Below are 21,047 nucleotides of genomic sequence, written 5' to 3' on the forward strand. Positions count from 1 at the left end.
GGAACCCCAAGGAGTTTCTTCGTGAGGCTGCGTCTTCTCGTCACCGCTCTCGCCGCTTTCCTTCCCGCCACCGCCCCGGCCCAGCCTCCCAGGCCGAAGCTGATCGTCGCGATCTCGGTCGACCAGTTCTCGGCCGACCTGTTTTCGGAGTACAGGCAGCATTTCACCGGCGGGCTGCGACGCCTCTCCGAAGGCGTGGTCTTCCCCTCGGGCTATCAGAGCCATGCGGCGACCGAGACCTGTCCCGGCCACTCGACGATCCTGACCGGCAGCCGGCCCTATCGGACCGGCATCGTCGCCAATGACTGGATCGACCAGTCGGTCGCCCGCGCCGACAAGACCATCTATTGCGCCGAGGACGAGACGGTGCCCGGCAGCACGTCGCGGAGCTACACGGTTTCGGCGAAGCACCTGCTGGTGCCGACGCTGGGCGAGCGGATGAAGAATGCCGATCCCGCCACCCGGGTCGTCTCGGTCGCCGGCAAGGACCGCGCCGCGGTTATGATGGGCGGGCACAAGGTCGACCAGCTCTGGTTTTGGAACGGCAAGGACTATGTGACGATCGCGGGCCAGCCCGCGCCGGACGCGGCGATCGCGCCGTTCCGCAGCGCGCTCGCCGCCCGGCTGGCTCAGCCGCAGCCGGCGCTGCCGGTGCCCGGCGTCTGCGCCTCGCGCGACCGGCCGATCCCGATCGGCGACGGCAAGACCGTTGGCACCTGGCGGTTCGGCCGTCCGGCCGGCGACACGACCAAGTTCCGTGCCTCGCCCGAGATCGACGACGCCAACCTGACGCTTGCCGAATCGCTGATCGACTCGATGCAGCTCGGCCGCGGACCAGCGACCGACATCATCTCGATCGGCGAATCCGCCACCGACTATGTCGGCCACGCTTTCGGCACCGAGGGTGTCGAAATGTGCATCCAGCTGCTCGCGCTCGACAAGCGGCTGGGCCAATTCTTCGATCGGCTGGACAAGGCGGGCATCGACTATGTCGTCGTGCTGACGGCCGATCACGGCGGCCATGACCTGCCCGAGCGCAACCGCATCCACGCCGCGCCGGACGCGCAGCGCGTCGACAACCGGCTCGACGTGAAGGCGGTCGGGGCGCAGATCGGCCGCGAGCTGAAGCTCGACGGCCCGGTGCTGATCCCGGCGGGCGGCGATGTCTATGTCGATCGGGCGGTGCCTCAGAAGATGCGCGCCAAGGTCGCGCGTCGCGCCGCGGATCTGATCCGCCAGTCGCCGCTGGTCGAGAATGTGTTCGTCGGCGCCGACATCGCGAAGCTGCCGCAGCCGACCAGCCCGCCCGAGACCTGGTCCTTTACCGAGCGGGCGCGGGCGTCCTACCTGCCGGGACGCTCGGGCGACCTGATCGTCGCGCTGAAGGAGCGCGTGACGCCGATCGCCGACCCCACGCGTGGCTATGTCGCCACCCATGGAAGCTTCTGGAACTACGACCGGCGGGTGCCGATCCTGTTCTGGTGGAAGGGCGTGCAGAATTTCGAGCAGCCGCTCGGCGTGGAGACGGTCGACATCCTGCCGACGCTCGCGTCGCTGATCGGCTTGCCGGTGCCCGCCGGCGAGATCGACGGCCGCTGCCTCGATCTCGACGCGAGCGCGGGGGACAATTGCGCGGTTGCCGCACCGGAAGCCGCTCGCTAGACCCGCCCGCGTTCAGGAAGGAGACGATCTCGATGAAGAAACTGACTGTCCTCGCGCTGGCTTCGGCCGCTGCCCTTGGTCTCGCGGCCTGCTCGCAAAATGCGCAGAACGAGACCAGCGAAGCGGCCAACGCGGTCGGGACCGATATCTCGAACACCGCGGAAGCGGGCGCGAACAGCGTCGACAACGCGCTCGCCGCTGCCGGCAATTCGATGGATGCGATGGCCGACAACAGCGCCAACGCGACCGGCAACGCTGCCGACAATGCCGCGAACGCCGCCGACAATGCGGCGGGGAACGCGAGCCACTAACCGCGCGGGCTGTACAGGAAGAGCCGCGGTCCTGCCGGGCCGCGGCTTTTTCGCGTCAGCGCCAGGCCGAAAGGCCGCCTTCGTCGTCCAGCAGGTAGAGCGTATTGTCGGCGACGACCGGGGACAGGCTGAGCGGCTTGCCGGCCTTGACGGTGGCCTGGATCGCGCCCGTCTCGGGCGAGACATAGGCGATCTGGCCCTCGCTGCTGACCGCGATCAGCCGGCCGCCGGCGAGCACCGGCCCGGTCCAGCTGATCCCGCCCTTCTTCTTCTTCTCGTTCTTCCAGTGCGGCAGCTGCGTCGCCCAGCGCACGCGCCCGGTCGATCGGGCGATGCAGAGCAGTCGCGCATTGTCGGTGACGGCGAACACCCAGTCGCCGGCCACCCACGGCGTCGCGATGCCGCCTGCGTTGATCTCCCAGATGCGCTGGCCGGTGACCAGCTCCAGCGCGACCATGCGGCCGCCCGATCCGATCGCATAGACGCGCCCGTCGTCGATCACCGGCTCGGCATCGATGTCGGAGATCGTGCCCACCGACGTCGAGATGCTGGTGCGCGACAGCGCGTCCTGCCAGACGATGCGGCCATTCTCGTAGCGATAGGCATTGAGCTCGCCCGAGGAGAAGCCGGCGACGACGGTGCCCTGGCCGGCTGCGGGCGCGGCTACGCCGAACACGCCGGAGACCTCAAGCGTGCCGGAGCCGGTCCATTCAATATTGCCGTCGCTCTGGCGAAGCGCGAAGATCTGGTTGTCCTGGCTCACCACATAGACATTGCCGTTCGAAACGGTCGGCGCGCCGCGCAACGGGCCGCCCGGGCGTTTGCGCCAGATCGTCGATCCGTCGGCGGCGTTCTTCGCCACCACGTCGCCAAGTCCGTTCGTCGCGTAGAGCTTGTCGCCATCGACGCTGACGCCGCCGCCGAACAGCGCCTTGCTGTTGTTGGCGGCGCCTTTGCCCTTATCTTCGTCCGCGGCGTCGCCAACGAACACGGTCCAGACTTCGCTGCCGGTCCGCGCGTCATAGGCGTGCAGCCGGGCATTGGTGTCGATCACATAGAGCCGGCCGCCCGCCACCACCGGCGCGGCGGCGAGATGCGCTCGCTTGTCGCCGCCGGCGATCCGCGTTTCCCAGACGCGCGTCGGCGAGGCGGAAAGGGCAAGGTGCCCCATCGCGTGCGTCGCGTTGCCGCTCGGTTGGGTCCAGGCATCGTTCAGCACCGGCGGCGGCAGCGCCACCTGGATCGAGGCGAGCGCCGGATCGACTTCGGCCCCCGTCTCGGCGACCAGGATCGGCACGCGCTGGCCGAGCACCGGCGTCTTGGGCTTGGCGGCCTTGAAGACGCCGCAGCCCGAAAGCGCCAGCATCGTGGCGAGCAGCAGCGGGGCGCGAAGATTACGGATCATCGGGACAAACTCGGCTGAGCGACAGGATTGACGGCAACACCCAGTACGCTCGCCATCTGAGCGGCGCGTGAACGGATCGAAGGCGGAACGGCCGGGTCGCCGACCAGCCCCGCGAACGTTGCTCCCGCCTCGGTCGGCCGGCCCGCCTTCAGCTGCGCGACCGCGATCAGCTCGCCGGCGCTGCCCCCCCACGGGCTGCCCTTCGCCGCCAGCGGCTTCATTCGCGCGATCACCTGGTCCGGCGGCAGCGTGTCGAACTCCATCGTCGTCTGGCGGATCAGCGCCAGGTCGCGGAACGGCTTGCCGATCTTCTCATCCTTGGCGACCGCAGCGAAGGCAGCGATCGCCGCCTTCGGGTCCTTCTTCTGCGAATCGATCGCCCCGAGCGCGAGCTGGGCGGCGGCGCGATAGCCGCTGCGCGACGATTTGCTGAGCTCGCGCAAGGTCGGGATCGCCTGGTCGGTGCGTCCGCTCGACAGCTGCTCGATTGCCGCCGACAGCTTCTCGCCTTCGATGCCGGCCTGCTTTGCCTGATAGTCGCGCCACCACAGGAATGCGGCAAGCGCGATCAGGCCGACAGCGATGACGACCAAGAGCACCCGGCCCCAGCGCTTCCAGAGCCTGGCCAGTTCGTCCCGCCGCAGTTCCTCGTCGACTTCGCGTAAGAAAGCTTCGTTCGTCTCCGGCGGTACGGCCAAACCAAATCTCCTGGGGGATCAAGCGGCGCGGACCTTAGCGATGCGCTTCGCCAAACGGAAGCCGCTACTTGGGGGCGTAAACCTGGTCGGGTCCAGGAAAGGTGCGGGCCCGCACCTCGGCCGCATAGGCTGCGGCGGCATCCCCGATCATGCCCGCCATGTCGGCATAGCGCTTCACGAACCGGGGCGTGCGCTCGAACAGGCCGAGCATGTCTTCGGCGACCAGCACCTGCCCGTCGCACGCGGCCGATGCGCCGATGCCGATCACCGGGCACGCCACTTCGGCGGCGATGGTTCGGGCGAGCGGCTCGATCACGCCTTCGGCGACGACCGAAAAGGCGCCCGCCTCGGCGACCGCGCGGGCATCGGCGACGATGCGCGAATGCTCCTCGTTGGTGCGGCCGCGCGCGCCATAGCCGCCCAGCGCGTTCACCGATTGCGGCGTCAGGCCGACATGCGCCATCACCGGCACGCCGCGCGCGGTCAGGAAGGCGATCGTCGGCGCCATCGTCTCGCCGCCTTCCAGCTTGACGCCGGCAGCGCCGGTCTCGGCAAGGATGCGCGCGGCGGAGGCAAAGGCCTGGTCCGGGCTCGCCTCATAGCTGCCGAACGGCATGTCGACGATCACCAGCGCGTGATAGCTGCCCCGCACCACCGCCGCCCCGTGCGCGCACATCATGTCGAGCGTGACCGGAAGTGTGGAGGGGAGGCCGTAGATCACCTGGCCCAGGCTGTCGCCGACCAGCAGGATGTCGCAGTGCGGATCGAGCAGCTGCGCCATCCTGACCGTATAGGCGGTCAGCATCACCAGCGGCTCTCCGCCCTTGCGCGCGCGGACCGCGGGAACGGTCAGCCGCTTCATCGGGGCGGGGGTGGGATGGGCGCGGCTGGTCGCGGTGTCGATCGTGAAGGTGGACATGGCCGCGCTTTTGCGCCGCCGTGACGGAAATCACCAGCCCAGCGTTTCCACAAGCCGCCCGAGCAGCGGCAATTGGCTCGGCAGCATCCTCTCGCTTGCGGCGGGAATCGTGAACCAGCGGGCCTCCTCCACTTCCTGGAAGCGCTGCGTCGTCCCGCTGCGTGGCGGCCATTCCATCTCGAACAGGTTGCTGACCAGCGCCGCGGGGTCGAAGCTCGCTTCGAGGGCATAGGCTTCGACCAGCTTGCCGCCGGTCTGCCGAATGCGGCCGAGCGGCAGCGGATCGCCTTCCAGCCTCAGCCCAAGCTCCTCCTCGACCTCGCGGAAGGCGGCGGCGAGCGGCTCTTCTCCCGGCTCGACCCCGCCTTTGGGAATCTGCCAGGCGCCGATATCCCGCTTGCGCCAATAGGGCCCGCCGGGGCGGACCAGCAGCACTTCGAGCGTGCGCCCGCTGCGCCGGAACAACAGCATCCCGGCGCTCAGACGTTTCATGCGATGGTCAGCCGCACTTCGCCTGCTTCCGGCCCGCCGCGACCTGTGCCTTCAGGCTGGCTGAGGCGGCCGCGCCGTAATCGTCGCCGAATTGCGCATAGACCTTGCACGCATCGGCCGGCTTCTTGAGCTGGGTGAGCGCCTGGCCGAGCCAGTAGAGGCTTTCCGCCGCGCGCTCGCCCTTCGGCCATTTCTTGTAGCTGTCGTAAAGCGCGACAGCGGCGAGAGCCGGCTTGCCGTCGTCCAGATAGGCGCGGCCCAGCAGGTTCTGGGCGAACGACGCGCGGCGGTGATCGGGGTATTTGTCGGCGACGCGCTTCAGCTCGGTCTCGGCCTGGCCATAGGCTTTCGCCTGCCACAGCCGGAATCCGTAGATATAGCCGTCCTCCGCAGGGTCACCGGTGGAAGGGCGCTCCACGGCCGGCGCCGGCGGAGCTTCCTGGTCGATCTGGCTCGGCGGCACCAGCGCGGCCGGGGGCGCCTCGGCGGCGGCGCGCGCCTGCGCGTCGGCGACCAGCTGCTTCACCTGGTCCTCGAGCTGCCCGACCCGATGGCCGTTCTGCTCGACATGAGCGGTCAGGGCCCGCAGCTGCGTCTCGATCGCGTCGACGCGCGCGGTCAGGTCGGCGACCGGCGAGCTGGCGGGGCCGCCGATCGGCTCCGGCGCCGGCTTGGGCGCCACGATCTCCGGCTCCAGCGGCTGTCCGTCCGGGAAGACCTTGCGCTGCACCGCGCGCAATTCCTTCTCGATCTTGCCGACGCGCGCATTGAGGTCCGGCGCGGACTGGGCGGCGAGCGGCGTCGCGGCGGCGCCGAGCAGCAGAAGCAGGATCGTTCGTTTCAGCATCAACAAGCCTCAAATCAATCAAACGCGCAGATGTGCCGAGGATAGCTGTCCCTAGCCTGAAGATGGGGGCGGGCGAAACCCATAGCGCACGAAGACGATCACGGTTAACGGCCTGTTAGCCGGCTGGCGCTAATCGGGTGATGTGGGCGAACATGGGGGCATAGCAGCCGGCACGCGAACGTCGGCGTTGGTTGCGGCGCTGCGCTCGGACGGATTGTCCGACGAGCTGCTGCGCGCGCAGATCGACGCAGCGACCCGCACCTATCCCGTCTCGTTCGCGATGAGCCTGATCGTGTCGGGCGGCGTGCTGGCGGCGAGCCTGGATGCCCGGAACCTGGTTTCGATCCTCGCGGCCGCCGCCTTTCATTTCCTGACCTGTTGCGTGATGCTCGGACGCTGGTTTCGCGACCGCGCAACGGACTGGCACGTCGCGCTGCCGAGGGAGCGGGTGCGCCAGATTGCAGCCGAGGCGGCGTTCGTCGCGCTGGGCTGGTTCATCTTCCTGTCGAACGCCGGACTCTATGCGCCGCCCGAGCTGCAGGTGCTGGTCGTCGCGGTAATGGCGGGCGTGATGGCGGTCGGCGCCCTCAGATACGCGCCGATCCCGGCTGCGGCGGCGACGTTCCTGACGACCGTCACTCTGGTATGCGGCATCTATGCGCGGGTGAGCGCGATCGAATGGCCCGTCTACGCGTTTCTGGCGGTGTTCGTGCTGATGCTGGCACGCACCGTCATCGGCCAGCACGCGATGATCGTCGATCAGTATCGCAGCGGTGCCGAGACGGAGCGGGCGCGCGCCGAGATCGCGTTGCTCGCCGCCCGCCAGGCCGAAGCGGCCGCGGCTCGCGCCGTAGAAGATACGCAGGCGGCCGCACAGGCCCGCCAGCAGCGCGAGGACGAGCGCCGCCGCGACATCGCTGAAGTCGCGCGCGGATTCGAGATGCGGCTGCTGTCAGGGATCGAGGCGATCGCGTCCGACGCCGAGCAGGCAAGCGCGATGGCGCGGCAACTCGCGCAATCGGCGCTGGCGAGCCACCAGCGCTTCGTCGAGCTCGCCGGCAAGGTCGACCGCTCGGAAGCGGACATGGCCGCGCTCGCTGGCCTTGCCGCCGATCTTCGCCACGCGCTTGCGGCGGTGCAGGCGCGGGTGGACGAGCAGGCGTCGGCCAATGCCCGCGCCTTCGACTTGACCGGCCGCGCCGACAAGCAGTTCCGTGCTCTCGTCCGCAACGCGCAAGGCATCGGCGCGATCTCGGCGACCATCGAGGATATTGCCCGCCAGACCAATCTGCTTGCCCTCAACGCCACGATCGAAGCCGCCAGCGCGGGCGAGGCGGGCCGTGGCTTCGCGGTGGTCGCGGCGGAAGTGAAGTCGCTCGCCAATCAAACCGGCCGCGCGACCGGCGACGTACGCCAGAAGGCCGAAGACATCGCGAATGCGTCGACCGACACCGAAGCCGCAATTGCCGAGATGCAGGGCTGTCTCGCGATTTTCGAGGAGCTGGCGCGGACGCTCGGCACCGCGCTAGAGGGCCAGGGGGCGATCGTCGGTGAGCTCGAGCAGCATGCGCTCGCCGCCGCGGCCTTCGCAACCGACGTGCATGGCCGCGTCGCGGAAGCGAAGCAGGCGGCGACCGTCTCGTCCGAGATGACCGACCAGGTGGAAGAACGCTCGTCCGAGCTGGTCGCGCGCACCCGGTCAATTCTTGCCGAAACGCGAGCGTTCCTGGGCGAGCTGCGCGCCGCCTGATCCTGGGGCGACACTTCGCGACACAATGCGACTGGATTTCACTCCGTTCGCCGCTGATACAGCACGGCTGAACGGAGGTGGCTGATGGAAGACACTGTGCCCGCGCGCCCGGAGCGTACGCCCGGCGCGAAGTTCCTCTGGACCGCGCTGATCGGCCTGGTCCTCGCGATCCCGCTCTTTTCGGTCTATCTGCTCGTTTACGACCGGCAGTCGCAGTCGGAAACCGCCCGCGCCTCGATCGCGCAGGGCTGGGGCGGACCGCAGACGATCGCCGGCCCTTTCCTCGTTATTCCCTTCCTCGACCAGGCGACCGAAACCGTTGTCGAAGGCGGTCGCCAGGTGACGCGCAGCCGCGACGTGTGGCGCGAGCTGGCGCTGTCTCCCGAAGCTGCCGAGCTTCAGACGGAGCTCAGCCCCGAACGTCGCAAGCGCTCGATCTACGAAGCGGTGGTTTATGAGGCCGCGGTCAGGGGACAGGCGCGGTTCGCATTGCCGGCCGATCTGGCCCGCTATGGCGTAACGATCGATCGCCTTGCCTTCGACCGTGCCGAGTTGCGTTTCGGGCTGTCCGACGCGCGCGGCTTGTTCGGGCCGCCGCCGCAGGTACACGTCGCCGGCCTGGCACTGACGCTTCAGCCCGGCAAAGGCCCGGCCCAGACGCGCGGCTCCGGCTTCTACGCTCCGCTCGATGCCTCGGCCCTGAAGGCAGGGCCGATCGCGACTTCATTCGTCTATGCGATGCGCGGCAATGATTCGCTGACGCTAGCGCCGCAGGCGGGCGACACGCGCTGGACCGTGGTGTCGCCCTGGCCGCACCCGAGCTTCCAGGGTGGCTTCCTGCCGGCCACTCGCCGCGTGGGGGATAATGGCTTCTCCGCAACCTACCGTGTCGGCAATCTTGCGCTCGGCCAGTCGCTGGTCGATGTCCGCGATCCCGTTCAGGCGGCCCCGCCGGAGCCGCGCGCCGTGCAGGGGCCTGACGCCGGCGAGCACGAGGCGCGGATCACGCTGGTGCAGCCGGTCGACCTCTACAGCCAGGTCAACCGCGCGGTGAAGTACGGTTTCCTGTTCATCGGCTTCACGTTTCTGGCCTTCCTGATGTTCGACGTGATCGGCGGCGTTGCCGTCGCCGGCGTCGAATATCTGCTGGTCGGGGCGGGGCTGGTGCTGTTCTTCGTGCTGCTGCTCGCCTTTGCCGAGGTGATCGGCTTCACTGCCGCCTATCTGCTGGCGAGCGCGGCGATCATCGGACAGATCGCCGCCTATTCGGCCGCCGTGCTGAAAAGCTGGCGGCGCGCGGTGTGGATCGGCGGCCTGCTGGTCGCACTTTACGCCGTGCTCTACATCCTGCTTAGCCTTGAAGCCTATTCGCTGCTGATCGGGTCGGTGCTGCTGTTCGTGGCGCTGGGGGCGGTGATGTACGTGACGCGACGCGTGGACTGGACCGGCAAGCGGATCAGTGCCACCTGAGGTTGTCGCGGCCGAGATCGGCGAGCGTGCAGGCGCCCACCAGCTTAATGCCCCGTTCGCTCTCGGCCCGCAGCTTGCCCATCGCGCGCTCGACGCCTGGCTCCTGTCAATCACCGACGTGCGCATGTCGACCTGCTCTCGATATAGTGGAAGACGGGGAGGCGGGTGCTGGCGACGCGGCGGACTTCCTGGGTGTTGTGGCAGTCGCGGATACAGGCGCGGCAATAATGCGGCGGGCATTCAATCGCACCAGGCGGCGTCGTCGAGGTGGAGCTCGGCGGTGCGGCGCGAGCCCCATTCGTCGACCTTGGGCCGGCCCGCAACCCATAGCCTGCGGTCGCCGGGCGCGCCGAGCAGCGCCTGGCCGAGCTCGGCGTCGGCAGCCCGGAACGCGACCGCCTTCAGGCTGGCGCCGTCGTCGCCGGCGAGGATCGCGCGGACATGGCCGTTGCCGACCACATCGGCCCTGACGATCCGGACCGGTCCGGCGGCGATGCGCGGCGCCGCCCAGCCCATGCCGTACGGCCCGGCGAGCTCGAACGCGTCGACCAGCTCGGCCGTCACACCGCGCGGCGCGAGCGACGCGTCGAGCTGCAGCGCGTGGACGGACGCGGCATGAGCGACGTCGTCGGCCAGCCGCTCCTCCAGAAACGCGCGGAACGCGTCGATCCGGTCCGCGGCGACGGTCAGCCCCGCCGCCATCGCGTGGCCGCCGCCGGCGACGAGCAGACCGTGGTCCTTCGCCGCCAGTACCGCGGCGCCCAGGTCAACGCCGGGGATCGAGCGGCCGGAGCCTTTCCCGGTGCCGGTCTCGTCGATACCGATCACGATCGCGGGCCGACCGAGCTTTTCCTTCAGCCGCCCGGCGACAATGCCGATCACGCCCGGGTGCCAGCCATGGCCGGCGGCGATGTGGACGGACGCATCCCCGGCGGCGCGGCACGCGGCTTCGGCCGCGTCCTGCACCTCGGCTTCGATCGCGCGGCGCTCTTCGTTCAGCGCGTCGAGCTCGGCGGCGATTCCGCGCGCCTCGTCCGGGTCTTCGGTGGTGAGCAGCCGCACGCCGAGATCTGATTTGCCGACACGTCCGCCGGCATTGATCCGGGGCCCCAGCGCGAAGCCGAGATCGTGGCATAGCGGCGCCCGTGTCAGCCGCGCCGCTTCGGCGAGCGCCGCCAGGCCGATGTTGCGGCGCGCGGCCATCACTTTCAGGCCCTGGGCGACGAAGGCGCGGTTGAGGCCGCGCAGCTGGGCGACATCGGCGACGGTGCCGAGCGCGACCAAGTCGAGCAGCTCGATCAGCCTGGGCTCCGGCCGGCTCGCGAAAAGGCCGCGGGTCCGCAATGTCCGCAGCAGCGCCGCCCCAAGCAGGAAAGCGACGCCGACGGCAGCCAGGTGCCCGTGCACCGCGCCTTCGCCCTCGTCGAGCCGGTTCGGGTTGACCAGCGCGAAGGCGGCGGGCAGCTCGGCCGCGCATTGGTGATGGTCGACGACGATCACGTCCGCGCCCGCCGCGCGCGCCATGTCGAGGGCTTCGAACGCCTGCGCGCCGCAATCGACAGTGACGATCAGCCGGCTGCCGCCGCTCGCGATCCGCACCAGCGCTTCGCCCGAGGGGCCGTAGCCCTCCATCAGCCGGTCGGGGATATAGGCGGCGGGCGCGAGCCCGAGCTGACGCAGCAGCCGGATCAGAAGCGCGGCGGAGGTGGCGCCGTCGACGTCATAGTCGCCGAAGATCGTGACCGGCTCGCCGGCCGCGACCGCATCGGCCAGCCGCTCGGCCGCGCGGTCCATGTCGCGAAAGATCGACGGGTCGGGCATGAAGCCGCGGATGGTCGGCGCGCGGTGCGCCTCGATCGCGTCGCGCGGACAGCCGCGGGTCAGCAGCAGGCGTGTGACCAGGTCGTCGGGCGCGAAGCTCGCGTCGAGCTCGTCGGCAGGCATCCCGCGCCAATGCCATGGCTGGCCCAGGATCGAACGGCGGACGCCAAGCGCCAGCCTCGGTTCGGACGTGATGAAATTCATCGGATGAAGTTGTGAATCAACCGCTCGGCGGCTGCAACCCCGAAGGGCGAATGCTCCACAACCGCGGCGCATGGTCCGGCGCGAGGGACACGCCAGCGCGCCGGAGCGTTGAGCAACGGACATGAAAGGAGACAACCAATGGCCACTGCCGTTCAATCGCAGAATGACAACAGCACGAACCCCCAAGGTACGGCCAAGAGTATAAGTTCGCTAAAGGACTCGTTGGGCAACAGTCAGATCGTGAACAAGGCGAAGCAGTTCGCGAAGGATCGCCCGTGGGCGACGGCGACGCTGGCCGGCGTGGTTGGGGTGGCGCTGTTGAATACGCTTCGTGGTCGCTGACGAAAGCGGGCAGCGGCCGGGTAGATCGGCGCTGCCCGTTAACTCTTAACCGTCTCGAAACCGGAGCAGAATCCATCTTGCGGTAAGTTAGGAAACGCGCTTAGATCAAGGCTTAACGGGGGAAGAAACGGGGGCAATTCATGAAAATCGCGCGTGCGCGTGCGCGTGCGCGTGCGCGTGCGCGTGCGCGTGCGCTGGCGCTTGCCTGCGCTATTGGCATGGCCGTGCCGGGCCTTGCGCAGGAAAAGGCTGCGGTGAAGCCGGGCTTTTCGATGCCGACCGGCAAGCCGGTGCGTATCCTGGTGTTCCGGCCTGATGTGAAGGTTGGCTCGCAGTCGGCGGGTGGCGTGGTTACGCCGAATGCCGAATGGACGGCAAACGCCCGCAAGAATCTTGCCGACGCGCTTGTCGCGGCCAAGCCGGGCGGAGCGAGCGAAGTGGTGTTCATGACCGACCTTGAGGGCGAGAACGCGACGCTGCTCAACGAATATCGGTCCTTGTTCAAGGGCGTGGCGACGACCGTTCTTCAGCATCGGCTGTTCAAGGGCGATCGGCTGCCCACCAAGGTGACCGGCTTCGAATATACGCTTGGTCCCGGCGTCGCGAAGCTTGGCGAACTGGGCGGGGGCGACTATGGTCTTTTCGTCGTCACGAACGATGCCTATGGCGATTCCGGCCGCAAGGCGCTCCAGATCTTCGGATTGCTGATGGCTGGGGCGACCGGCTTTGGCGGCATGGTCTCTTCGGGCGTGCATGCCGGATATGCGGGGCTGATCGATCTCAAGACCGGCGACCTAGTCTGGCTGAACGCCGATCTAAAGATGGGCGGCGACGTGCGCGAGATTGATGGCGCGTCGAAGCGAGTCAGCCAGCTGCTCGAGGAATTCCCGGGCGGCACGAGCGGCGGTGTCCACTTCCTGCCTACGACAAAATGAACCGATGGGCAGCCCTGCTGGCGGCCGGGGCGGTCGCGAGCGCGAGCGCGAGTACTTCCGGTGCTGCCGGCCCGGTTCCGGTCGGCTCGCCTGCGGTTGCCGGATATCAGCCGGTCGGCGTGGACGAGCAAGGCCTTTGGGGCGAAATGGCGGAAGCGGAACGGGCGCTCAAGGTCTCGAAGCTCCTCGTCCGGGACGAGGAACTGACCTCGTATCTTCGCAAGGTGCTCTGTCGGGTCGCCTCGGCCGACGCGTGTCAGACGGTCCGGATCCTTATTGTTCGCGATCCGCAGTTCAACGCCGGCATGACTCCCAACGGCATGCTGCTGATCAACAGCGGCTTGCTTCTGCGCGTGCGAAGCGAAGCGGAACTGGCCGCTATCCTTGGCCACGAACTCTCGCATTTTGAGCGAAGGCACAGCCTGGCACGTCTAAAGGCGGCCCGCTCCGCAACGGGTTGGGCGGCGTTTCTGGGCGCGGCGGGCGCCGGGCCGTTGGGCCTAGCCTTGATTGGGAACTTCTTCAGCTTCTCGCAGGAGCAGGAGCGCGAGGCCGATCTGGACGGCCTGAAGGGCATGAGGGCGGCAGGATATCGGAGCCGTTCGGCGGGCGACATCTGGGCCAATCTGCGCGCGGAAATGGACGCGACTGCGGCAGCCCGAAACGTCCGCAGCCGCAAGGACAAACGCGGCATGTTCGACACCCATCCCGCTACGGCCGAGCGGCTGGCCTATTTGCGGTCAAGCACCGTCGACGATCCCGAAGGTGAAGCGGGCGAGGCGGCCTTCCGCGCCGCGATCTCGCCGCTCTGGCCGATGCTAATTGACGATCAGGTGAAGCTCAATGATTTCGGCGGCAGCGAGTATCTGCTGGCAGGCCTTGCAACGAGCGGCTGGACCGGTCCTCTACTCTATGCGCGGGGTGAATTGTACCGTTACCGGGGACAGGCGGGAGACTTCGAAAAGGCGGCGGGTTTCTACCGTGAAGCGATCGCCAAGCCTGACGCGCCGGCTGGCGCTTGGCGCGGCCTTGGCTTGGCGCTTGCGCGGACCGGAGACGGCGCCGCCGCCAAAGCCTCGATCGACGAATATCTGAAACGCAATCCGCAGGCATCGGACAAGGCGATGCTTGCCATGATCAGTGGGGGATCACAATGAACAAACTTCTTCTCGGCCTGGCGTTTGCCGGTCTTGCCGCGCCGCCGCTCAGCGCCAAATGGAAGCTGCTGCCCGAGACCATGCCCGTCGCTGTAGCGAAGAGCGCGATGAAGGTCATGCCGGGCCAGGGCTGGAACAGCTGGTCGTTTCGGCCCGGCAAGAAGAGCGAGCTCTGGAGTTATGACGGCCCGGTGCTCAACCAGATCGAGTTCATCGGCGGTGTCGTCGACGGCGAGCCGTTCGCGAAGGAGCGCAACAAGAAGGACAAGCCGCTTCCGAAGTTTAATTCCAAGATGCTGCCGACCGACATAGCCCAGGCCTATGAGCAGACGCAGCGCATCGTGACTCGATCGCCCGACTTCACGATCGACTCGATGGAACCGGTCACGTTCGCGGCTCATCCGGGAGTGAAGTTCACCTTTCACTTCACCAGGCCCGATGAGGAGTTGACCCGCAAGGGGGAAGCTCGCGGCGCGATCATCGGCGGCAAACTCTACATGATCACCTACACGGCGGCCGCGCTTCACTATTTCGATGCGCACCTCGCCCAGGCGCAGGCGATCATGGACAGCGCCAAGGTCGACTAGGCTTAGTCATCCACAGCTTATCGGGCGCATTCGCTTTTGCGGGGTGCGCCCGTCTTGCTATCGGGGAGGAATGACCGACGTAGCCGACCCATTCGACGCCATTGCCGATGCCCCGTTCGATAGCGCCTTGTCCGAGCGCTATCTCGTCTATGCCCTGTCGACCATCACCGCGCGGTCGTTGCCGGACCTGCGCGACGGCCTGAAGCCGGTTCACCGCCGGCTGCTCTGGGCGATGCGGCTGCTCAGGCTCGACCCGGCGGCCGGGTACAAGAAGTGCGCGCGCGTCGTCGGCGACGTGATCGGCAAATATCACCCGCACGGAGACCAGTCGGTCTATGACGCGATGGTCCGCCTCGCGCAGACATTCGCGCTGCGCTACCCGCTGGTCGACGGGCAGGGGAATTTCGGCAATATCGACGGCGATAACGCCGCCGCCTACCGCTACACCGAGGCGCGGCTGACCCAGGTCGCGATCGACCTGATGGCCGGCCTGGACGAAGGCACGGTCGATTTCCGCCCGACCTATAATGGCGAGGAGGAAGAGCCGGAGATCATGCCCGGCCTGTTCCCGAACCTGCTCGCCAACGGCGCGAGCGGGATCGCGGTGGGCATGGCGACCTCGATCCCACCGCATGATGCCGCCGAGCTGATCGATGCCGCGATGCTGCTGATCGACCAGCCGCACGCCGAGCCGGCACAGCTGCTGGAGCATGTCAAGGGACCCGATTTTCCGACCGGCGGCATCATTGTCGACAGCCCGTCCACGATCGCCGAAGCCTATGCGAGCGGCCGCGGCGCGTTCCGGGTGCGGGCGCGCTGGACGAAGGAGGATACCGGCCGCGGCACCTGGGTCGCGGTGGTGACGGAAATCCCCTACGGCGTGCAGAAGGGCAAGCTGATCGAGGAGATCGCGGCGCTCATCAACGACAAGAAGCTGCCGATCCTTGAGGACGTGCGCGACGAATCCGATGCCGAGGTGCGGATCGTGCTGGAGCCGCGCAGCCGCACCGTCGATCCGGACATGCTGATGGACAGCCTGTTCCGCATGTCGAGCCTGGAAGTGCGCGTGGCGCTCAACATGAACGTGCTCGACGCGAACCGCACGCCGCGGGTGCTGGGGCTGAAGGCGGTGCTTGACGGGTGGCTGCATCACCAGTTCGAAGTGCTGCGCCGCCGCTCCGAACACCGGCTGGCGAAGATAGGCGACCGGATCGAGCTGCTGGACGGCTATCTGGTCGCCTATCTGAATCTCAACCGGGTGATCGCGATCATCCGCACGGAGGACGAGCCGAAGCCGGTGCTGATCGCGGAGTTCGCGCTCACGGACCGGCAGGCGGAAGCGATCCTCAACATGCGGCTGCGCTCATTGCGGCGGCTCGAGGAAATGGAGATCAAGGGCGAGCGCGCGAAGCTGGAGGAGGAGCGCGAGAGCCTGACCGCCCTGCTCGCCAGCCCGGCCCGCCAGCGGACCCGGATGAAACGCGACCTGGCGATTCTGAAGGAGCGCTACGGGCCGGAAACGGCGCTTGGGCGTCGCCGCACGACGATCGAGGAAGCCGGCCCGGTGCGCGAATATGCGCGCGAGGCGATGATCGACCGGGAGCCGATCACCGTGGTGCTGTCGCAGCGCGGCTGGATTAGGGCGCTGAAGGGTCACGCCGATCTGGCCTCGGCCGAGACGATGAAGTTCAAGGAAGGCGATGGCCCGGCCTTCGCTTTCCACGCACAGACGACGGACAAGATCCTGATCGCGGCGGAAAATGGCCGCTTCTACACGCTTGCGGGCGACAAATTGCCGGGCGGCCGCGGGTTCGGCGAGCCGATCGGGCTGATGATCGACCTCGACGGGCAGGTGGGTGTCGCCGCCTGCTTCACCGCCGGCACCGGCAAGCTGCTGCTCGCATCGTCTGACGGCCGCGGCTTCGTCGCCAAGGTGGAAGACGCGGTCGCCGAGACACGGAAGGGCAAGCAGGTCGTCAATCTTCGTCCGGGCGCGACGCTGAAGATCGTGCGGCGCATCGGCGAAGAGGCCGATTACGTCGCGGTCGTCGGCGACAACCGGAAGATGGTGTTGTTCCCGCTGTCCGAACTGCCGGAGATGGGCCGCGGCCAGGGCGTGACCTTGCAGCGCTACCGGGACGGTGGTCTGGCGGACGCGATCGCGATCCGGTTCGCGGACGGCCTCAGCTGGTCGATGGGCGGCGGCAGCGGGCGGACCCGGACGGAAGCCGACCTGTCGCCCTGGCGCAGCGCGCGCGGCGCCGCCGGGCGGATGGCGCCGATCGGCTTTCCGCGCGACAATCGTTTCGGCTGATCGCCCGGGCGGTTTAGGTGGCCTTAACCATCCGGCCTTAGGGGCGGGAGCGATGGGTGGGTCGGCGACAGTCAAACAGGACCGCGGGCGGCAGGCTGCCGCCGCGCTCGACCCGATCATTCTCGCCCATCAGGCAGAGCAGCTCCGCCGGCCGTTTCTCGAAGCGCTTCCGCTTCCCGGCGCCATTGTCGCGCTTGGCGCCGATGGCCTCGAGCTCATCGACGGGAACACGGAGTTCCAGCGCCTCGACCGCGCTGCCGGCGACGGAAGGCTGCTCGCCCGCTGCGACTTTCGCGACGCGCTCTCAGATTTCCTGCGCGGACAGGGAACCATCCTCGATTTGGAATGGATCGACGGCGATCTGATTTCCGGCCGCCAGTACAGCGTCCGCGCGGCGCGGCTGTTCACGATCCAGGCGCGCGGGAACCGCTGCCTGCTGACATTGCTCGACCGCACCGCCGAGCGGGCGGCGGAAAAGAATCTCCGGCTGGAGATGTTCAGCGACAGCCTGACCGGGCTGCCGAACCGCGCCGGGTTCGGCGATCAGCTGGAGGCGGTGCTGGATGCGGCGCCGGTCGGCGGCATCGCGGTGCTGGCGCTGGACCTGACCCGCTTCAGCCGCATCAACGAATCGATCGGGGACGTGGTCGGCGACGAGCTTCTGATCACCGTCGCGCGCCGGCTGCTGTCGACGATGCGCGCCGGCGACGTGCTCGCGCGCACCGGCGGCAATGAATTCGGTGTGTTCGTGAGCATCAACGACGGGCCCGAGGAAGTGCTGGCGGTCGCGGAGCGGATCAACGCCGTGCTGGCCGCTCCCTGCCGTCTTTCGGAGCTGGAGATCCGGATCGGCTGCGCGATCGGCTGTGCCGTCCATGCCGGCGACTGCACGGCGGACGAGCTGATCCGCCGCGCCCAGTTCGCGCTGAAGCGGGCCAAGACGACCGGTGCCACGGAGCTTTACCAGCCGCGCGCGCTCGACATCGCCCGGCAGCAATTCACCATCGAAACCTGCCTGCGCCGGGCGATCGAGGCCGAGCGGCTGACGCTCGCCTACCAGCCCGTGATCGAGCTCAGGACCGGCCGCGTCTGCGGCTTCGAGGCGCTGGCGCGGTGGCGGGAGGGCGGCGTCGACATCCCGCCTTCGACCTTCATCCCCGTCGCCGAGGAATCGGGCCTGGTGCTGCCGCTCGGCCGATGGGCCCTGGCCGAGGCGATGCGAACGCTCGGCAGCTGGGACCGCCGGGCGGGCGCGCCGATGCCGGTCAGCATGGCCGTGAACGTGTCGGCGATCCAGGTTGCGCGCGACGACGTGCCGGCAATGCTGGAGGACGCGATCCGCGCTCACAAAGTCGCGCCGGAACGGATCGCGCTGGAGCTGACCGAAAGCGCGATCGTCGCCGATCCGGACCGCGCGGCGAAAGCAATGGATGCGGTCCGCTCGATCGGCGCGACCATCGCGCTCGACGACTTCGGCACCGGCTATTCCAACCTCGCCTATCTGCAGCGGCTGCCCATCGACGTACTGAAGATCGACAAAAGCTTCGTCACCGGCATGCTGGGGGACCGCGACAAGGTCGCGATCGTCCGTGCGATCCTGTCGCTCGCCCAGGCGCTGGGCCTCGGGACCACGGCTGAGGGCGTCGAGACGCCGGAACTGTCGCAGACGCTGGCGGCGCTCGGCTGCACGCTCGCGCAAGGCTATCATTATGCGGCGCCGCTCGATGCGGACGCCGCCTTCGCCTATTGGTCGCGGAACAACTCGGCCGCGACCTGATCCGCCAGTTGCTCGACTCGGGCGGCGGCGGGAAAACCCTCGGCGACCCAGCGGTCCTCGACCATCTTCAATCCCTTGGCAACGAGCGGACCGGCACCGATGCCACGCGCGACCAGCGCTCCGCCTGAAATCGGCAGGCGCGGCGGCACCAGCGACGCGATCCGCGCCGCATCATCGGGTCGCCCCGACAGCAGCAGCCGGTCGGCCGCGCCCTCCGCCCCGATGCGGTAAGCGAGCACGGCGGGCCGCTCGGCGGACGTCGAAACCGCAAGGGCAAGACGCTTGCGGATCGCGTTGGACAGTTTCAGCCGCGCGGCGATGTCTTCGGCGATGGCCGGGTCCTGCGGCACGATCGCGGCCAGCCGCCGCACCGCATCGCCTGCCATGGCTGCCGCCCGCTCCGTCAGGATCAGCGCCTTGAGCCGCTCCAGCCCCGCCGCGTCGATCTCGGGCAGGACCGGCTTCAGCACGTCGCGCGCGAGCATGAAATCGAGTGCGGGAGCCGGGTCCGCGCAGCCGAGCAGCTTCAGCAATTCGTCGGCGATCCGCTCCCGGCTGAGAGCCATCAGGTCTTTGGCGCGGGCGGCGCACGCGTCATAGGCGGCTGCCTCGGGCGCGCCCCGACCGAAACGCGCGTGGAAGCGGAAGAAGCGGAGGATGCGCAGATGATCCTCGGCAATGCGCTGCAGCGGATCGCCGATGAAACGAACCACGCCCGCGCGCAGGTCGTCGAGGCCGCCAAAATAGTCGAAGATGCTGCCGCTCGTCGGATCGGCCGAAAGCGCGTTGATCGTGAAGTCCCGCCGCGCCGCGTCTTCCCGCCAGTCCTGCGTGAACGCGACGGTCGCGCGGCGCCCGTCCGTCGAGACGTCGCGGCGCAGCGTCGTGACCTCGACCGGCTTGCCGGCGATCGTCACCCCGACCGTGCCATGGGCCAGGCCCGATGGGCTGGTCCAGACGTTCAGCCCCGCGGCATCTGCGCGCGCACGGACTTCCTCCGGCAGCAGTTGGGTGCCGATGTCGAGATCGCCCGCCGGGACGCCGGCCAGCGCATCGCGCACCCAGCCGCCGATATAGCGGCTCCGTTCCTCGCCGAAGCCAATCGCCTGGCCCAGCCGGGCCAGACCCGCGGCGTCCCAGCTCGCCGGCGGCACCGCAACGCGATCAGTCATCGCGCAGCCGCCGCGCCAGGTTGACGATCATCGCCGCCGTCGCGCCCCAGATGCGCCGTTCGTTCCATAGGATCTCGTAATAGCGGCGACGGCGGCCCTGCCAATCGATCTCGCGCTCCAGGTGATTGGCCGGATCCAGCAGGAAGGCGAGCGGCGCCTCGAACCAGTCGGCCACCTCGGCGGCGCTCGGCACGAGAGGCAAGTCGGGCGGGACGACGCCGATCACCGGGGTGACCTGAAAACCGGTGACCGTGACGTAGCGGTCGGCCGGTCCGACCAGCTCCACCGCGTGCGAAGGCAGCGCGATTTCCTCCTCGGCCTCACGCAAGGCGGCGGCGATCGCGTCCTCTCCGCAATCGATCCGGCCGCCCGGAAAGGCGACCTGTCCGGCATGGCGGCGCAGCGTCTCGGTGCGCCGGGTGAGGATCACGCCGGGCTCCCGGCGGTCGGTGACCGCAACCAGCACCGCGGCGGGGGTCAGGCCGGAGACCGGCTCGAGCACCGCATCGCGAATATCTCCTTCGATCAGCACCGGCCCCCGCGCGCCGCTGCGCGCGAGGGCGGCGCGGAGTTGATCCGCCAGCCTCACGCGACGCGGAAAAACATGCCGTCGCTCCACAGGCCCGGCGGAGTGGCCCCTTCGTCAAGGGCGATGTTGGCGAGCTCGTAATAGACGGATCGCCCGACCAGCGCCTCCAGGCCCTTGCGGACCAGCAGATAGGGATGGGAGCCGTCCGCCCTCTCCTCGAAGCGCAACGGATGGTCGGGGCCTGCGACGATCAAGTCGCCTGTGTTGAGCCGGAAGGCGAGGCGCCGGTCCGCCCCTTCGCCCTCGCTCTTCACCTCGACCGCGACGAACGGCGCATCGTCGACCCGGATGCCGAGCTTCTCGACCGGCGTGACCAGAACATAGGAGCCGTCCGGCTCGCGGCGCAGGATCGTCGAGAACAATTTCACCATTGCCGGCCGGCCGATCGGCGCTCCTTGGTGAAACCAGGTGCCGTCGCGTGCGATCCGCATCTCGCTGTCGCCGCAATGCGCCGGGTTCCAGCTTTCGACAGGCGGCAGCTTCGCTTCGGCGGCAAGCCGCGCGATCTCGGCAAGCGAGAGGCCGGTCAGGTCGGGAGGTAGAGCAGCCATGGGCATGGCCCGGCACTAGCCCACCCCATCATTCCGGCGAAAGC

Annotated in this window: 19 protein-coding genes; 10 read left to right on the forward strand and 9 right to left on the reverse strand. The window is 68.4% G+C overall.

Annotated features, from left to right (window positions below; translation table 11 throughout):
• Positions 1–21 precede the first annotated feature (21 nt).
• Entirely contained in the window at positions 22–1,662 is a 1,641-nt protein-coding gene (locus GON01_RS15030; RefSeq protein ID WP_309503375.1) for an alkaline phosphatase family protein, read from the forward strand.
• A 32-nt stretch (positions 1,663–1,694) separates the two neighbouring features.
• Complete coding sequence (locus tag GON01_RS15035) at positions 1,695–1,973, forward strand: circumsporozoite protein (RefSeq protein WP_157028158.1); 279 nt, start codon at positions 1,695–1,697, stop codon at positions 1,971–1,973.
• 55 nt (positions 1,974–2,028) lie between these two features.
• Here GON01_RS15035 and GON01_RS15040 read toward each other — a convergent pair whose 3' ends face one another.
• The 5 genes from GON01_RS15040 to GON01_RS15060 form a co-directional block, all read right to left on the reverse strand.
• Positions 2,029–3,378, reverse strand: a complete 1,350-nt coding sequence (locus GON01_RS15040; protein WP_157028159.1) for an outer membrane protein assembly factor BamB family protein — start codon at positions 3,376–3,378, stop codon at positions 2,029–2,031.
• Entirely contained in the window at positions 3,375–4,076 is a 702-nt protein-coding gene (locus GON01_RS15045) for a tetratricopeptide repeat protein (protein WP_157028160.1), read from the reverse strand. The genes GON01_RS15040 and GON01_RS15045 overlap by 4 nt, the downstream gene beginning before the upstream one ends.
• Before the next feature lie 64 nt (positions 4,077–4,140).
• Positions 4,141–4,995: a 3-methyl-2-oxobutanoate hydroxymethyltransferase gene (gene panB, locus GON01_RS15050; protein WP_157028161.1), complete on the reverse strand. Its 855-nt coding sequence runs from the start codon at positions 4,993–4,995 to the stop codon at positions 4,141–4,143.
• 30 nt (positions 4,996–5,025) lie between these two features.
• Positions 5,026–5,487 (reverse strand): NUDIX domain-containing protein, encoded by a 462-nt coding sequence (locus GON01_RS15055; RefSeq protein WP_157028162.1) that lies wholly within the window; start codon positions 5,485–5,487, stop codon positions 5,026–5,028.
• A gap of 7 nt (positions 5,488–5,494) precedes the next feature.
• A complete protein-coding gene (locus GON01_RS15060; protein ID WP_157028163.1) occupies positions 5,495–6,334 on the reverse strand; it encodes a tetratricopeptide repeat protein in 840 nt (279 codons plus the stop codon).
• A 142-nt stretch (positions 6,335–6,476) separates the two neighbouring features.
• Here GON01_RS15060 and GON01_RS15065 point away from each other — a divergent pair, with 142 nt between their 5' ends.
• The gene (locus GON01_RS15065; RefSeq protein WP_198159866.1) at positions 6,477–8,084 is read left to right on the forward strand and encodes a methyl-accepting chemotaxis protein; all 1,608 of its coding nucleotides are present in this window, start codon (positions 6,477–6,479) and stop codon (positions 8,082–8,084) included.
• 84 nt (positions 8,085–8,168) lie between these two features.
• The gene (creD, locus tag GON01_RS15070; RefSeq protein ID WP_157028165.1) at positions 8,169–9,554 is read left to right on the forward strand and encodes a cell envelope integrity protein CreD; all 1,386 of its coding nucleotides are present in this window, start codon (positions 8,169–8,171) and stop codon (positions 9,552–9,554) included.
• A gap of 240 nt (positions 9,555–9,794) precedes the next feature.
• On the opposite strand, the gene recJ is transcribed toward creD, so the two are convergent.
• Positions 9,795–11,579, reverse strand: a complete 1,785-nt coding sequence (recJ, locus tag GON01_RS15075; RefSeq protein ID WP_232328866.1) for a single-stranded-DNA-specific exonuclease RecJ — start codon at positions 11,577–11,579, stop codon at positions 9,795–9,797.
• Between the two features lie 138 nt (positions 11,580–11,717).
• Between recJ and GON01_RS15080 the strand changes: the two genes are divergently transcribed.
• From GON01_RS15080 to GON01_RS15105, 6 genes are all read left to right on the forward strand, one after another.
• A complete protein-coding gene (locus tag GON01_RS15080) occupies positions 11,718–11,921 on the forward strand; it encodes a hypothetical protein (protein ID WP_157028166.1) in 204 nt (67 codons plus the stop codon).
• Between the two features lie 140 nt (positions 11,922–12,061).
• Complete coding sequence (locus tag GON01_RS15085; protein ID WP_232328867.1) at positions 12,062–12,856, forward strand: hypothetical protein; 795 nt, start codon at positions 12,062–12,064, stop codon at positions 12,854–12,856.
• Entirely contained in the window at positions 12,853–14,013 is a 1,161-nt protein-coding gene (locus tag GON01_RS15090) for a M48 family metallopeptidase (protein WP_157028167.1), read from the forward strand. Before GON01_RS15085 ends, GON01_RS15090 begins: the two co-directional genes overlap by 4 nt.
• Complete coding sequence (locus GON01_RS15095) at positions 14,010–14,600, forward strand: hypothetical protein (protein WP_157028168.1); 591 nt, start codon at positions 14,010–14,012, stop codon at positions 14,598–14,600. Before GON01_RS15090 ends, GON01_RS15095 begins: the two co-directional genes overlap by 4 nt.
• 70 nt (positions 14,601–14,670) lie before the next feature.
• On the forward strand, positions 14,671–16,914 hold the full coding sequence (gene parC / locus GON01_RS15100; protein WP_157028169.1) for a DNA topoisomerase IV subunit A: 2,244 nt from the start codon (positions 14,671–14,673) through the stop codon (positions 16,912–16,914).
• 52 nt (positions 16,915–16,966) lie between these two features.
• Positions 16,967–18,691, forward strand: coding sequence for a putative bifunctional diguanylate cyclase/phosphodiesterase (locus GON01_RS15105; protein WP_157028170.1), 1,725 nt, complete (start codon positions 16,967–16,969; stop codon positions 18,689–18,691).
• Here GON01_RS15105 and GON01_RS15110 read toward each other — a convergent pair.
• From GON01_RS15110 to GON01_RS15120, 3 genes are read right to left on the reverse strand one after another with little or no spacing between them, the layout of a single operon-like run.
• Positions 18,658–19,863, reverse strand: a complete 1,206-nt coding sequence (locus tag GON01_RS15110; protein ID WP_157028171.1) for a CCA tRNA nucleotidyltransferase — start codon at positions 19,861–19,863, stop codon at positions 18,658–18,660. The two genes, GON01_RS15105 and GON01_RS15110, sit on opposite strands and share 34 nt — an antisense overlap.
• Positions 19,856–20,452: a CoA pyrophosphatase gene (locus tag GON01_RS15115; protein WP_181600003.1), complete on the reverse strand. Its 597-nt coding sequence runs from the start codon at positions 20,450–20,452 to the stop codon at positions 19,856–19,858. Before GON01_RS15115 ends, GON01_RS15110 begins: the two co-directional genes overlap by 8 nt.
• Positions 20,449–21,009 carry a DUF1285 domain-containing protein gene (locus GON01_RS15120; protein WP_157028172.1) on the reverse strand — a complete coding sequence of 187 codons (561 nt, stop codon included), beginning with the start codon at positions 21,007–21,009 and terminating at the stop codon, positions 20,449–20,451. Before GON01_RS15120 ends, GON01_RS15115 begins: the two co-directional genes overlap by 4 nt.
• Positions 21,010–21,047 lie beyond the last annotated feature (38 nt).

The organism is Sphingomonas horti (assembly GCF_009753715.1).
GTDB lineage: Bacteria > Pseudomonadota > Alphaproteobacteria > Sphingomonadales > Sphingomonadaceae > Sphingomonas_B > Sphingomonas_B horti.